The following is a 12,919-nucleotide window of genomic DNA, read 5'->3' on the forward strand; positions in this document are numbered from 1 at the left end:
CACAAAGGATTTGCCATGCCCGTCTTCATCGACAGCCGCGACGCGGATTTCGAGGCACGTTTCCGGGAGCTGCTGACCGCCAAGCGCGAGGACAGCCCCGATGTCGACGACACCGTCGCCGGGATCATCGCCGATGTGCGCGCCCGGGGCGATGCCGCGCTGCTGGATTACACCGCGCGCTTCGACCGGCTCGAGCTTGCGCCCGACGGCCTGGCGCTGAGCCGCGCCGAGGTCGACGCCGAGATCGCCAAGGTGCCCGACAGCGACCGCGCCGCGCTGGAACAGGCCGCCGAGCGCATCCGCGCCTATCACGCCCGGCAGATGCCCGAGGACGCCATGTGGCAGGACGAACACGGCGCGCGGCTGGGCTGGCGCTGGACGCCGGTGGCCGCGGCGGGGCTCTATGTGCCCGGGGGGCTGGCCTCCTACCCCTCCTCGCTCCTGATGAACGCCATTCCCGCCAAGGTCGCGGGCGTGGAGCGGCTGGCAATCACCGTGCCGACGCCCGACGGGGTCATCAACCCGCTGGTCATGCTGGCCGCCCGGCTCTCGGGCGTGGACGAGATCTACCGCATCGGCGGCGCCCAGGCGATTGCCGCGCTCGCCTATGGCACCGAGACCATCGCCCCGGTCGACAAGATCACCGGGCCGGGCAACGCCTTCGTCGCCGCCGCCAAGCGCCGGGTCTTCGGCCGCGTCGGCATCGACATGATCGCGGGCCCCTCGGAGATCCTGGTCATCGCCGAGGGCGAGGTCGATCCCGACTGGATCGCGCTCGACCTGATGAGCCAGGCCGAACACGACGAGAGCGCCCAGTCGATCCTGGTCACCCCCGACGCGGCCCTGGCCAAGGCAGTGGGCGAAGCGGTCGACCGCCGGCTCGAGACGCTGGAGCGCCGCGCCATCGCCGGGGCCTCCTGGCGCGACTTCGGCGCCATCGTGGTGACCCGCGACCTCGACGAGGCGGCGGCGCTGTCGAACCGGGTGGCGCCCGAGCACCTGGAGATCTGCACCACCGACCCCGAGGCGGTGGCCGGCAAGATCACCCATGCCGGGGCGATCTTCCTCGGGCCCTGGACGCCCGAGGCGATCGGCGACTACGTCGGCGGGCCGAACCACGTGCTGCCCACCGCCCGCTCGGCGCGCTTCTCCTCGGGGCTCTCGGTCCTGGATTTCGTCAAGCGGACGACCATCGCCCAGATGACCCCGGACGCGCTGCGCGCCATCGGCCCCGCCGCCGAGACGCTGGCCCGTGCCGAACGGCTCGAGGCGCATGGTCTCTCGGTCACCGCGCGGCTCCAGAAACTGAACTGAGGTCTTCTCCGCAACGCCGCATTGCCGCCGCCGGGCTTTGCCGCTAGGCAGGGCCACACGCCTGCGAGCGAGCCTGCCATGAGCCATATCGTTCACATCGACCTCGACGACGCCAACCTGCCTCCGCCGACCCCGGAGATCGAGCAGGAGCGCCGCGTGGCGATGTTCGACCTGATGGAGAGCAACAGCTTCGCCCTGCCCGCCCGGGGCGATGCGCCCGCGCCGGAAGGCCCCTTCCGGCTGGCGCTGTCGATCCGCGAGAAGCGGCTGGTCTTCGACGTCGCCGGAGAGACCGGCGGGCAGCTCGCGGAGTTCCACCTCTCGCTCTCGCCCTTCCGGCAGGTGGTGAAGGACTACTTCCAGATCTGCAAAAGCTACTTCGACGCGGTGAAGACCCAGCCGCCGAGCCAGATCGAAACGATCGACATGGCCCGGCGCGGCATCCACAATGAAGGGGCGCGCATTCTGCAGGACCGGCTGGAGGGCAAGGTGGAGATCGACGACGACACGGCCCGCCGCCTCTTCACGCTGGTCTGCGTGTTGCACTACGGGGGCTGAATGGCCGCCCCGCTGCCGCAATCGGTGCTCTTCTGCTGCGATCACAACGCGGTGCGCTCGCCCATGGCCGAGGGCATGATGAAAAAGCTCTACGGCACCGAGGCCTACGTGCAGTCGGCCGGGCTGATCCACGACCTCGACATCGACGGTTTCGCCATCGCCGTCTGCGCCGAGATCGGCGTGGAGCTGGGCCGTCACCGGGTCCGCGACCTGCACGAGATGGAGGAGATGGGCGAGGCGCTCTCGGGCTTCGACCTGGTCGTCGCGCTGTCTGAAGGCGCGCGCGACATCGCCGCCGAGATGACCGCGCGCCACGCCATCGCCATGGAATACTGGCCGATCCTCGATCCCACCGGCACATCCGGGCCGCGCGCCGAGAAGCTCGCCGCCTACCGCGCCGCGCGCGACCAGATCCACCGGGCGCTGACCGACAAATGGGGCACGCCATGAGCCGCGAGCGTCGCGAGACCGGGCCGCTGCCCCTTCTCAGCACCACCGCCGCGGCGGGGCTCAGGGTCGAGGTGCTGACCGGGGAGGCGCTGGATGCCGCGCTCGACGACGTGGCGCGGCTCAGGATCTCGGTCTTCCGCGACTGGCCCTATCTCTACGACGGCAGCGCCGACTACGAGCGCGCCTATCTCGAGACCTACCGCCAAAGCCGCGACGCGGTGCTGATCGGCGCCTTCGACGGCGCGCGGCTTGTCGGCGCGGCCACCGGCACCCCGATGGAGGACCACGCCGAGGATTTCGCCGCCCCCTTCGCCCGGACCGGGCTGCCGCTGACGGACATCTTCTACTGCGCGGAATCGGTGCTGCTGCCCGAATATCGCGGGCTGCGCATCGGCCATCTGTTCTTCGACATGCGCGAGGATCACGCCCGGAGCCTCGGGCGCAGCTACGCCTGCTTCTGCGCGGTGCGGCGGCCCGACGACCACCCCTTGAGGCCCGCGGATCATCGCCCGCTCGGCCCGTTCTGGAAGAAGCGCGGCTATGCGCCCCTGCCCGGGGTCGAGGCCAGTTTTCGCTGGAAGGATGTGGACATGCCCGAGGAGACCGCGCATGTCCTGCAGTTCTGGATCCGCGAGCTGTAACGGGTCAGCCCCGGCCTCAGCCCCACGCGCGGATCACCCCGCCTCGCGCCGCCGCGAACGGCGGCAGCGCTCCGAGCAATAGCGCACCTCGTCCCAGACCGAGGCCCATTTCTTGCGCCAGCGGAAGGGCCGCCCGCAGGTCGGGCAGGTCTTCTCCGGCAGCTCCGAGGTCTTGCGCATCTTGCCCATGGCGCGGGATCACTGGTCTTGGATCTGCACCGAGCCGGTGGAATTGCCGCCGGGCTCGTAGCCCTCTTCCTTGTAGTTCTCGAGCGCCGTGGCCTCGGTCTCGCCCTCGACCATCGAGGAGCCGGCGGTGTCGTCCCCGGCGAGCCCCGACTCCTCGTCGCCCGCGGCGAGCGTCACGTAGATCACGAAGATTGTCAGCAGCACCACGCCGTAGATCAGCGCGGCCTTGATCCCCAAGAGCGAGGGACGGTGATTCTGCTCTTGCTTCTCGACATTGGTATCGGGTGCGGACATCGACGGGGTCCCCTCTGGTCATCGGCAATCTGCCGCCGCGGTTTGGTTGCCGCGGGGCCGTTGCGGCAGTAACACTTCGCCGGATTTACCGGTTCCGCCACGCCGGGGGTGCGGATTGACGCACCCGAGACCCGCCAACCACGAGGAGAGCTGCCGTGAAGGACGCCGCGCCCACCACGATTTACCTCAAGGATTACAAGCCCTTCGGCTATGTGGTCGAAGACGTTCACTTGACCTTCCGGCTCTCTCCCGGCGCCACCCGCGTGCTGAGCCGCATCCGCTTTGCCCCGAACCCAGAGGCCAGCGACCGCGACTTCTTCCTCAACGGCGAGGATCTGACCCTGATCGAGGCGAAGATCGACGGCGCGGTGGTCGCGCCCGCGATCAGCGCCGAGGGGCTGCGGCTCGAGGCGCCCGACCGGCCCTTCACCTTCGAGGCCGAGGTCGAGATCGCGCCCGACAGCAACACCGCGCTTGAAGGGCTCTACATGTCGAACGGCATGTATTGCACCCAATGCGAGGCCGAGGGCTTCCGCAAGATCACCTATTACCCCGACCGCCCGGACGTCATGGCGACCTTCACCGTGCGGATCGAGGGCGACCTGCCGGTCCTGCTCTCGAACGGCAACCCGGGCGACAGCGGCGCGGGCTTCGCCGAATGGCACGACCCCTGGCCGAAGCCGGCCTATCTTTTTGCGCTGGTGGCGGGCGACCTGCGCGCCCATCCCGGGCGTTTCACCACCCGCTCGGGCCGCGACGTGGAACTGAACCTCTGGGTGCGCCCCGGCGACGAGGGCAAATGCGCCTTCGGCATGGAGGCCCTGAAGAAGTCGATGCGCTGGGACGAAGAGGTCTACGGCCGCGAATACGACCTCGATGTCTTCAACATCGTCGCCGTGGACGACTTCAACATGGGCGCCATGGAGAACAAGGGCTTGAACATCTTCAACTCCACGGCGGTCCTGGCAAGCCCCGAGACCTCCACGGATGCGAATTTCGAACGTATCGAGGCGATCATCGCCCATGAATACTTCCACAATTGGACCGGCAACCGGATCACCTGCCGCGACTGGTTCCAGCTCTGCCTGAAAGAGGGTCTGACGGTCTTCCGCGACAGCCAGTTCACCGCCGACATGCGCTCGGCCCCGGTGAAGCGCATCGGCGACGTGATCGACCTACGCGCGCGCCAGTTCCCCGAGGACCAGGGGCCGCTGGCCCACCCGGTGCGGCCCGAAAGCTTCCAGGAGATCAACAACTTCTACACCGCCACCGTCTACGAGAAGGGCGCCGAGGTGATCGCCATGCTGAAGCGGCTGGTGGGCGATGACGCCTATTCCAAGGCGCTGGATCTCTATTTCGACCGCCACGACGGGCAGGCCTGCACCATCGAGGACTGGCTGAAGGTCTTCGAGGATGCGACCGGCCGCGACCTTACGCAGTTCAAGCGCTGGTACGCGCAGGCGGGCACCCCGCGCCTCTCGGTGGAAGAGGCCTTCGAGGCAGGCACTTACACGCTGACCTTCACCCAGCGCACGCCACCCACCCCGGGCCAGCCGGACAAGGCCCCGCAGGTGCTGCCGATCGCCGTGGGGCTCTTGAACCCCAATGGCGACGAGGTGGTGCCGACGACGCTCCTGGAGATGACCGAGGAGACGCAGAGCTTCACCTTCGAGGGGCTCTCTGAAAAGCCCGTGCCCTCGATCCTGCGCGGCTTCTCCGCGCCGGTGGTGCTGGAGCGCGCCTCCACCCCCGCCGAACGCGCCTTCCTGCTGGCCCATGACACCGATCCCTTCAACCGCTGGGACGCCGGGCGGCAGCTCGCCCGCGAGAGCCTGATCGCCCAGGTGACCGAGGGCGCGGCGCCCGATGCCGCCTATATCGAGGGCCTCGCCGCGATTGTCTCCGAAGAGGCGCTCGACCCCGCCTTCCGCGCGCTGATGCTCTCGGGCCCGACCGAGGCCGAGATCGCCCAGGTGCTGCACGAACGCGGCGTGACCCCGGACCCCGACGCGATCCACGCCGCGGTGGAGGCCCTGGGTCAGGCCAAGGCCAAGCGGCTCGCGCCGCTCCTGGCCGACCTCAAGGCCGCGACCACGGTGGACGCGCCCTATGCGCCCGACGCCGAGCAATCGGGCAAGCGCGCGCTCTGGAGCGCGGCGCTGGCGCTCGAGACCCGGCTCGACGGCGGCACGGCGGCCCGCGCGGCCTTTGCCGAGGCCGACAACATGACCATCGAGCTCTCCGCCCTGACCGCGCTTGTGCGCGCCGGCGACGACGCCGACGCGCTCGCCCGCTTCGCAGAGACCTGGGCGCAGGACCGGCTGGTCATGGACAAGTGGTTCGCCATGCAGATCGCCGCGACCGCGCCGGAAAACGCCCTGCCCCGCGCCAAGGCGCTGACCGAGCGCGCGGATTTCGACCTGACCAACCCCAACCGCTTCCGGGCGGTGATCGGCGCCTTCGCGATGAACCACGCGGGCTTCCACCGTGCCGACGGGGCGGGCTATGCCTTCCTCGCCGACTGGCTGATCGCGCTGGATGCCAAGAACCCGCAGACCACCGCGCGGATGTGCGCGCCCTTCCAGAGCTGGCCGCGCTACGATGCCGACCGGCAGGCCAAGATGAAGGCCCAGCTGCAGCGCATCGCCGATACGCCGGGCCTCAGCCGCGACACCACCGAGATGGTCAGCCGGCTTCTCGCGGGATGAGCGGGGATTTTTTTCAGGGCGGCGCGGGAACCCCGGCGCGGGGTTCCGCGTTGATCGCCGCAGGCTTCTATCGGTGGCATCTTGCCGCCGAGCTTGCGGCGGTTTTGTCGCTTCCCTTCCCCGAAGCGTCATGTCATGGAACAGTAACGCCACGGAACGACAAATGCCGAGCGACATGAAGGACCGCATCGATCCCCTCATCGAAGAGCGCGCGCCGTGGCTCTTCAGCGACCGGCTTGGCACCCGCCATGCGCGGCGGATCCTGAATCTGCTGCTCGGCTACCGGCGCACGATCGAGCTCGGCAACAGTTTCATCGACAGTCCCACCCCCGAGATCATGGGCACCATGGGCAAGATGCTGGCCCGCGACGTGGAGGTCACCGGCCTAGAGAACGTGCCGCGCAACGGCCCGGCGCTGATCGTGGCGAACCATCCCACCGGCATCGCCGACGGCATCATGCTCTACCACGTCCTGAGCGAGATCCGGCCCGACCTCTATTTCTTCGCCAACCACGACATCCTGCGCGTGCTGCCGCAGATGGAGGACATGATCGCCCCGGTGGAATGGCGCAAGGAAAAGCGCAGCCACGGCAAGACCCGCGAGACCATGGCCTATACCCGGAGCGCGGTGGACGAAGGACGCCTGGGGGTGATCTTCCCTGCCGGACGCCTCGCCAAGCGCCGCGGCCTCTGCCTGCACGAGCGCGAATGGATGGGCTCGGCGGCGATGATCGCGCGGAAGTTCGAACTGCCGGTGATCCCGCTGAACATCCGGGCACGGAACTCGGTGCTCTTCTACCTCTTCGACGTGATCCACCCGACGTTGCGCGACATCACGCTCTTCCACGAAACGCTGAACAAGGGCCGCCAGCCTTACCGGATCACCGTGGGCGAGCCGATCTCGGCCGCGGCCCTGCCCGCGAAATCCGAGGACGGCATCGAGATGCTGCGCCGCGCGACGCTGGCGCTCGGGGGCCACCGGGCCCCGGCGGTGTCGCTTCTGGACAATTCCGCGCGGCCCTCCTGGCTGAAGGCGCTGACCGCGACCTGAGGCGGGGCGGCTTCGGCCCCGCGCGATTTTCCCAGGATTTTACCTAGACTTGCGGGCGTGCTTTCATGCGCGCCTCTTGGCCTGCCCGCTCAGAGCCCCTCGCTCGGGCGCGCCGTCGGGCGGGTGGCGTGGATCGGCTGGCAGTAGGTCTGCTTGCGCGTCCAGGCCATCATGTCGCCGCGCTTGGCCGAGGAATGGAAGGGCCCCCAATCGGCGGCCACCCCGCGCATCCCGTCGCTGACCACGCCGTCGCGCGCCACGGTGCGCGCCATGATCCTCAGCCCGCAGGAGAGGTTCGCCGAACCGTCGAGCAGCGCCGCCCCGGTGTCGGCCCGGCAGCCATAGAGCCGCGCGGTCGAGGGCAGGATCTGCAACAGCCCGTGCCAGCGCCCGCCGCCGCCGATCACCCGCGGGCGATAGGTGCTTTCGTGCCGCGCCAGCGTGGAGACCAGGCCCACCCAGAAAGCCTCGCGCTGGCGCCGGTCGGCATCGGGATAGGCCGGGCACCAGGCCGCGATGTCGGAGGGCACCACCTCTGGCAGCCGGCTGGCATGGCCGTTGAGCGAGGACAGCACCGCCCGGGTCCAGACCGCGCGCTCGCCGGTCTTGCCCCAGCGCGCGTTGGGCAGCTTGTCGCGCCGCGCCTTGGGCCGGGAGGAGGCAGAGACCGCCTCGGGGCTCGGGTCCGGGCGCAGCGCCAGGGGCAGCGCCCCGGCCTGGGCGAGAAGCAGCGGCGCGGCGGGGGATGTGCCTTGTGTGAGCGCGGGCGTGGCGAAGCTCAGACCCGGCGTGGCCCGCGCGAGCGCGCGGCCCGTGTCTGTGGGTTCATCCGTCAGCGCGTCTCCCGCCGACGCCGCCTCGCGCCCGACCGACACCACCGCCCCGGAGGCCACGCCGCCCAGCGACACCTCCGCCCCGGCGACGCCGCCGCCAACCGTCGGCACATCCGCACCAGCCGCCATGCCCGCCGTCGCGCAGACGGCGGCGGCCCCTATCAGCGCCCTCAGATCCATGGCGCACAACATGCCGACAAAGCCCGCCCCTCGGCAAGTCCCGGCCTCTGCGGGATCAGCGGCGAACCGCCGCCTCTTGCCCCTCGCCCCGCGCTATCTTACACGCGAGGCTTGACTGACAAGGCCGCCAGAGGACGCAATCTCATGCTGGATTTGAGCTTCGAGGCTCCGAAACCCAAGGTCATCGCCGGGGCCAAGCACGACTGGGAACTGGTCATCGGCATGGAGGTCCATGCGCAGGTGGCCTCCAAGGCCAAGCTCTTCTCGGGCGCTTCGACCGAGTTCGGGGCCGAGCCCAACTCCAACGTCTCCTTCGTGGACGCGGCGATGCCCGGCATGCTGCCGGTGATCAACGAGTTCTGCATCGAGCAGGCGGTGCGCACCGGGCTGGGCCTCAAGGCCGAAATCAACCTGCGCTCGGCCTTCGACCGGAAGAACTACTTCTACCCTGACCTGCCGCAGGGCTACCAGATTTCCCAGCTTTATCATCCGCTTGTCGGCGAGGGCGAGGTCATCGTCGACCTCGAGCCCGGCATCGCCCGGCGGGTGCGGATCGAACGCATCCACGTCGAGCAGGACGCCGGCAAGTCGATCCACGACATGGACCCGGCGATGTCCTTCGTGGACCTCAACCGCACCGGCGTCGCGCTGATGGAGATCGTCTCGCGCCCCGACATCCGCGGACCCGAGGAAGCGGCGGCCTATATCGCCAAGCTGCGCCAGATCATGCGCTACCTCGGCACCTGCAACGGCGACATGCAGAACGGCAACCTGCGCGCCGACGTGAACGTCTCGGTCTGCCGCCCCGGCGCCTACGAGAAATACCAGGAGACGCAGGACTTCGCCCATCTCGGCACCCGCTGCGAGATCAAGAACATGAACTCCATGCGCTTCATCCAGGCGGCGATCGACCACGAGGCACGGCGGCAGATCCAGATCCTCGAAGGCGGCGGCGAGGTGGTGCAGGAGACCCGCCTCTACGATCCCGACAAGGGTGAGACGCGCTCGATGCGGTCCAAGGAAGAGGCGCATGACTACCGCTACTTCCCCGACCCCGACCTGCTGCCGCTCGAGATCGAACAGGCCTGGGTCGACGATATCGCGGCCAGCCTGCCCGAGCTGCCCGACGCCAAGAAGGCGCGCTTCGTCAAGGACTTCGGCCTGTCGGAATACGACGCCGGCGTGCTGACCGCCGAAGTGCGCAACGCCGCTTACTTCGAAGAGGTCGCGGGCGCCTCGGGCGACGGCAAGCTGGCCGCCAACTGGGTGATCAACGAGCTCTTCGGCCGTCTCAAGAAGGACGACCGCGGCATCGCCGACAGCCCGGTGAGCCCCGAGCAGCTGGCCGGGATCGTGAAGCTCATCAAGTCGGGCGACATCTCGGGCAAGATCGCCAAGGAGGTCTTCGAGATCGTCTACACCGAGGGCGGCGACCCGGCGCAGATCGTCGAGGACAAGGGCCTGAAGCAGGTCACCGATACCGGCGCCATCGAGGCCGCGGTCGACGAGGTGATCGCCGCCAATCCCGCCCAGGTCGAGAAGGCCCAGGCCAACCCCAAGCTCGCGGGCTGGTTCGTCGGCCAGGTGATGAAGGCCACCGGCGGCAAGGCCAACCCCAAGGCGGTGAACGAGATCGTCACCGCGAAGCTGGGCCTCTAGGCGGGCTTCCGCGGGAGTGCCCCCGCGCCGACTGGCCAAGCGGGGCGGGCAGGACTATCTTGCCCGCCTGACCCGCCCTTCCCGTTTTCCCCGGACCGCGAGCGCCATGACCCGATACGAATACCGCGTCCTTCCCGCCCCCGAAAAAGGCAAGCGGGTCAAGGGAGTGAAAGGCGCCAAGGCGCGTTTCGCCCATTCCATCGAGACCCTGATGAACGACATGGGCACCGAGGGCTGGGAGTATGTCCGGGCCGATACGCTGCCCTCCGAGGAACGCGCGGGCCTGGGCTCCACGGTGACCGAATGGCGCACGCTCCTGGTCTTCCGCCGCCCGCGGCTGGACACGGCCGAGGACTTCGCCGTCAAGCGCCTGACCGCCGGGGATGCCGAGGCCGAGACCCGCGCCGAGGAGCCGCCGCTCTTTCCCGCCGCCCCCGCCGCGCTGCGGCCCGCCGCCGCGGAGCCGGAGGCAGGCGCGGAGGGCGACAGCCCGGCGCGCGGGCTCGGGGCACTTCTGAAGGAACGCGCGGCGCAGCTCGTGCCGGGCAATCCCGACGGCCCCGAGGAAGCCCCGCGCGACGGCGTGACGGTGGCGTCGGATGAGACGGCGGAGGGCGATCAGCCCGCGGGCGCGCCAGAGGCGGGCGACGCCGAGGGCTCCGAGGCCCCGCGGGACGAGGCCGACACGCAGGCGGCCGAGGCCGAGGACAACAACGCCTCCCCGCGCCCCGAAGGCGCCCGCGGCTAGCCCCGCGCGCTCATTCCCCGAGGTCGAGCGACAGCGCGTGGATCGCGCCCACCAGCTCGGCCCCAAGCGCCTGATGCACCGCCCGGTGCCGCGCGATGCGCGAGAGGCCCTGGAAGGCCTCGGAGCGGATCACGACGTGGAAGTGGCTCTCGCCCCCTTCCTGGAACCCGGCATGGCCGCGGTGACGCTCGCTGTCGTCGCGGACGGTCAGTTCCCTGGGCGCGAAAGCCTCGCGCAGGCGCGTTTCGATCATGGCGGTCCGGGACATTTTTTCTTGGGCCTCCCCCTGCAATCCGGTCGCGGTTTGTCTAAACTCCAGCGTCCGAGTCGAAAAGGTGTCCGAATATGACCAAACCAGATCCCTTCGGTTTCGACATGTCCGTGAAATCGGCCAAGAAGAAGGCGCCGCGCGGACGGCGTGGCATGTCGGGCGAATCCGAGACCTCCACGCGTGTCTGCGACCACGAGGGCTGCAACCAGCCGGGCAAGTTCCGCGCCCCGAAGGCGCCGGATGTGCTCGATGACTTCTACTGGTTCTGCAAGGATCACGTGCGCGAATACAATTCGCAGTGGAGCTTCTTCGACGGCAAGACCGAGGCCGAGATGAACGCCCAGTCGACCGCCGACAAGGTCTGGGAGCGGCGCACCAAGGACTGGCGCGACCCCGAGGCCCGGGCCTGGGCCCGGCTCGGCATCGAGGACCCCCACCAGGTGCTGGGCGACAATGCGACGCGCAACCCCGGCAAGTCCTCGGGCGGCTCGGGCCGGCGCCTGCCGCCCACCGAGAAGCGCGCCGCCGACATCCTCGAGATCAGCGAGAACGCCTCCAAGGCGGATGTGCGCAAGGCCTACAAGTCGCTGATCAAGGTGCTGCACCCGGATATGAACGGCGGCGACCGCAGCCAGGAAGAGCAGCTGCAACTGGTGGTCTGGGCCTGGGATCAGCTCAAGGACAGCCGGTTCTTCAAGTAGGCGCCCCGCGCGGGCGGCGGCGGCGTCGGACACGCCTTTGCCGCTGCTCAGGGGCCGCACCGTCCCTTCCCCAACAGAAAAGCGCCGGACCCGCAGGGGGATCCGGCGCTTTTTCTTCTGCGACGGCGCGCGCGCCCCGCCCCCGGGATCAGGCCTCCACGAAGGTCAGGCTCACCCCGTTGATGCAATGGCGCTTGCCGGTCGGCGGCGGGCCGTCGTCGAAGACATGGCCCAGGTGCGAGCCGCAGCGCGAGCAATGCACCTCGGTGCGGGTGATAAAGAGCGACCGGTCGGGCTTGGTGCCCACGGCGCTCTCGGCGAGCGGCTGGTAGAAGCTCGGCCAGCCGGTGCCGCTGTCGAACTTGTGCTCCGAGGAGTAGAGCCGCTGCTCGCAGCCGCGGCACTGGTAGATGCCCGGCGTCTTCAGGTCGTGCAGCGGCGAGGTGAAGGCCCGCTCGGTGCCCTCTTCGCGCATCACGCGGAACTCGGCCTCGCTCAGCATGTCGCGCCATTGCGCCTCGCTGCGGGTGACCTCGAAGTCGCCCTTGGCGGCGCGGGCGGCGCTCCCGCCCAGCCCGAGGGCGGCGGCGGTGGTGCCCAGGAAAGTGCGTCGGCTCATCATTTCTGGCCTCCTCTCGTCGATCCGATGGGATCTCATGCAGGGGGCCCGGCCCGTCGCCGGACCGGGCCCCCGCCGCGTCTCGCGGCTCTGCCCGTCAATGTAGGTGCCGCGGGCAGGCCTGTCAGCGTCTCAGCCCGCCTGGCCGGCCGGCAGCAGCACACGGTCGATCACATGGATGACACCGTTGGACTGGTCGACATCGGCGATGGTCACGGTCGCGGTGCGGCCGTTCTCGTCGGTCAGGGTGATCTCGCTGCCGTTCATCTGGGCCTGCAGGGTGCAGCCGCCGACGGTCGGCACCGGGTGCATGCCGCCGTCATCGGCGATCATGCCGGCGATGGCGCCGGACATGGCTTCGGTCGCGACCACGTGGCAGGTCAGGATCTGGGCCAGCTGCTCCTTGTTCTCGTCCATCAGGAGCGCGTTCAGGCTGTCCTCCGAGATCCGGCCGAAGGCGGTGTCGGTCGGCGCGAAGACCGTGAAGGGCCCGGCCGAGTTCAGCGTGTCCACGAGGCCCGCCTGCTGCACCGCGGCCACCAGCGTGGTGTGGATCGGCGAGTTCACCGCGTTCTCCACGATGGTGCGGTCGGCGAACATGTCGGCGCCGCCGACCTGCGGGTTGTCCTGGGCCGCCAGCGGGCTGGCGAGAAGGGCGAGGGCCGCACCGGCGGCGAAGGTCTTGCGAAGGGTCATCTTCATA

15 protein-coding genes are annotated in these 12,919 nt (G+C 69.3%); 9 read left to right on the forward strand and 6 right to left on the reverse strand.

The features are described from left to right. The first annotated feature begins 15 nt into the window (after positions 1-15). From hisD to LR948_RS02180, 4 genes are all read left to right on the forward strand, one after another. Positions 16-1,314: a histidinol dehydrogenase gene (gene hisD, locus LR948_RS02165; RefSeq protein ID WP_232752286.1), complete on the forward strand. Its 1,299-nt coding sequence runs from the start codon at positions 16-18 to the stop codon at positions 1,312-1,314. 78 nt (positions 1,315-1,392) lie between these two features. Next, positions 1,393-1,872, forward strand: a complete 480-nt coding sequence (locus LR948_RS02170; RefSeq protein ID WP_232752287.1) for a UPF0262 family protein — start codon at positions 1,393-1,395, stop codon at positions 1,870-1,872. Continuing rightward, positions 1,873-2,322 carry a low molecular weight phosphatase family protein gene (locus LR948_RS02175; RefSeq protein ID WP_232752288.1) on the forward strand — a complete coding sequence of 150 codons (450 nt, stop codon included), beginning with the start codon at positions 1,873-1,875 and terminating at the stop codon, positions 2,320-2,322. Continuing rightward, entirely contained in the window at positions 2,319-2,963 is a 645-nt protein-coding gene (locus tag LR948_RS02180; protein ID WP_232752289.1) for a GNAT family N-acetyltransferase, read from the forward strand. The genes LR948_RS02175 and LR948_RS02180 overlap by 4 nt, the downstream gene beginning before the upstream one ends. A gap of 33 nt (positions 2,964-2,996) precedes the next feature. Here LR948_RS02180 and LR948_RS02185 read toward each other — a convergent pair whose 3' ends face one another. Together LR948_RS02185 and LR948_RS02190 are read right to left on the reverse strand one after the other, a co-directional pair. Next, positions 2,997-3,152, reverse strand: coding sequence for a DUF2256 domain-containing protein (locus LR948_RS02185; RefSeq protein ID WP_232752290.1), 156 nt, complete (start codon positions 3,150-3,152; stop codon positions 2,997-2,999). A 9-nt stretch (positions 3,153-3,161) separates the two neighbouring features. Beyond that, entirely contained in the window at positions 3,162-3,446 is a 285-nt protein-coding gene (locus LR948_RS02190) for a hypothetical protein (protein ID WP_232752291.1), read from the reverse strand. 155 nt (positions 3,447-3,601) lie between these two features. Here LR948_RS02190 and pepN point away from each other — a divergent pair, with 155 nt between their 5' ends. Both pepN and LR948_RS02200 read left to right on the forward strand, forming a co-directional pair. Then, entirely contained in the window at positions 3,602-6,154 is a 2,553-nt protein-coding gene (gene pepN / locus LR948_RS02195; protein ID WP_232752292.1) for an aminopeptidase N, read from the forward strand. 163 nt (positions 6,155-6,317) lie between these two features. After that, positions 6,318-7,205: a lysophospholipid acyltransferase family protein gene (locus tag LR948_RS02200; protein WP_232752293.1), complete on the forward strand. Its 888-nt coding sequence runs from the start codon at positions 6,318-6,320 to the stop codon at positions 7,203-7,205. Positions 7,206-7,294: 89 nt separating this feature from the next. On the opposite strand, the gene LR948_RS02205 is transcribed toward LR948_RS02200, so the two are convergent. Beyond that, positions 7,295-8,218: a transglycosylase SLT domain-containing protein gene (locus tag LR948_RS02205; protein ID WP_370634844.1), complete on the reverse strand. Its 924-nt coding sequence runs from the start codon at positions 8,216-8,218 to the stop codon at positions 7,295-7,297. Between the two features lie 144 nt (positions 8,219-8,362). On the opposite strand from LR948_RS02205, the gene gatB reads away from it, so the two are divergent. Continuing rightward, on the forward strand, positions 8,363-9,877 hold the full coding sequence (gene gatB / locus LR948_RS02210; RefSeq protein ID WP_232752294.1) for an Asp-tRNA(Asn)/Glu-tRNA(Gln) amidotransferase subunit GatB: 1,515 nt from the start codon (positions 8,363-8,365) through the stop codon (positions 9,875-9,877). Between the two features lie 106 nt (positions 9,878-9,983). Continuing rightward, positions 9,984-10,625 carry a DUF4177 domain-containing protein gene (locus tag LR948_RS02215; protein ID WP_232752295.1) on the forward strand — a complete coding sequence of 214 codons (642 nt, stop codon included), beginning with the start codon at positions 9,984-9,986 and terminating at the stop codon, positions 10,623-10,625. Between the two features lie 10 nt (positions 10,626-10,635). On the opposite strand, the gene LR948_RS02220 is transcribed toward LR948_RS02215, so the two are convergent. Continuing rightward, positions 10,636-10,893: a BolA family transcriptional regulator gene (locus LR948_RS02220; protein ID WP_232752296.1), complete on the reverse strand. Its 258-nt coding sequence runs from the start codon at positions 10,891-10,893 to the stop codon at positions 10,636-10,638. Between the two features lie 77 nt (positions 10,894-10,970). Between LR948_RS02220 and LR948_RS02225 the strand changes: the two genes are divergently transcribed. After that, the gene (locus LR948_RS02225; RefSeq protein ID WP_232752297.1) at positions 10,971-11,597 is read left to right on the forward strand and encodes a J domain-containing protein; all 627 of its coding nucleotides are present in this window, start codon (positions 10,971-10,973) and stop codon (positions 11,595-11,597) included. Positions 11,598-11,745: 148 nt separating this feature from the next. Here LR948_RS02225 and msrB read toward each other — a convergent pair whose 3' ends face one another. Together msrB and LR948_RS02235 are read right to left on the reverse strand one after the other, a co-directional pair. Then, entirely contained in the window at positions 11,746-12,216 is a 471-nt protein-coding gene (gene msrB / locus LR948_RS02230; protein ID WP_232752298.1) for a peptide-methionine (R)-S-oxide reductase MsrB, read from the reverse strand. A 132-nt stretch (positions 12,217-12,348) separates the two neighbouring features. Continuing rightward, the gene (locus tag LR948_RS02235; RefSeq protein ID WP_232752299.1) at positions 12,349-12,912 is read right to left on the reverse strand and encodes a fasciclin domain-containing protein; all 564 of its coding nucleotides are present in this window, start codon (positions 12,910-12,912) and stop codon (positions 12,349-12,351) included. Positions 12,913-12,919 lie beyond the last annotated feature (7 nt).

This window comes from Roseivivax sp. GX 12232 (assembly GCF_021272185.1).
GTDB lineage: Bacteria > Pseudomonadota > Alphaproteobacteria > Rhodobacterales > Rhodobacteraceae > Roseivivax.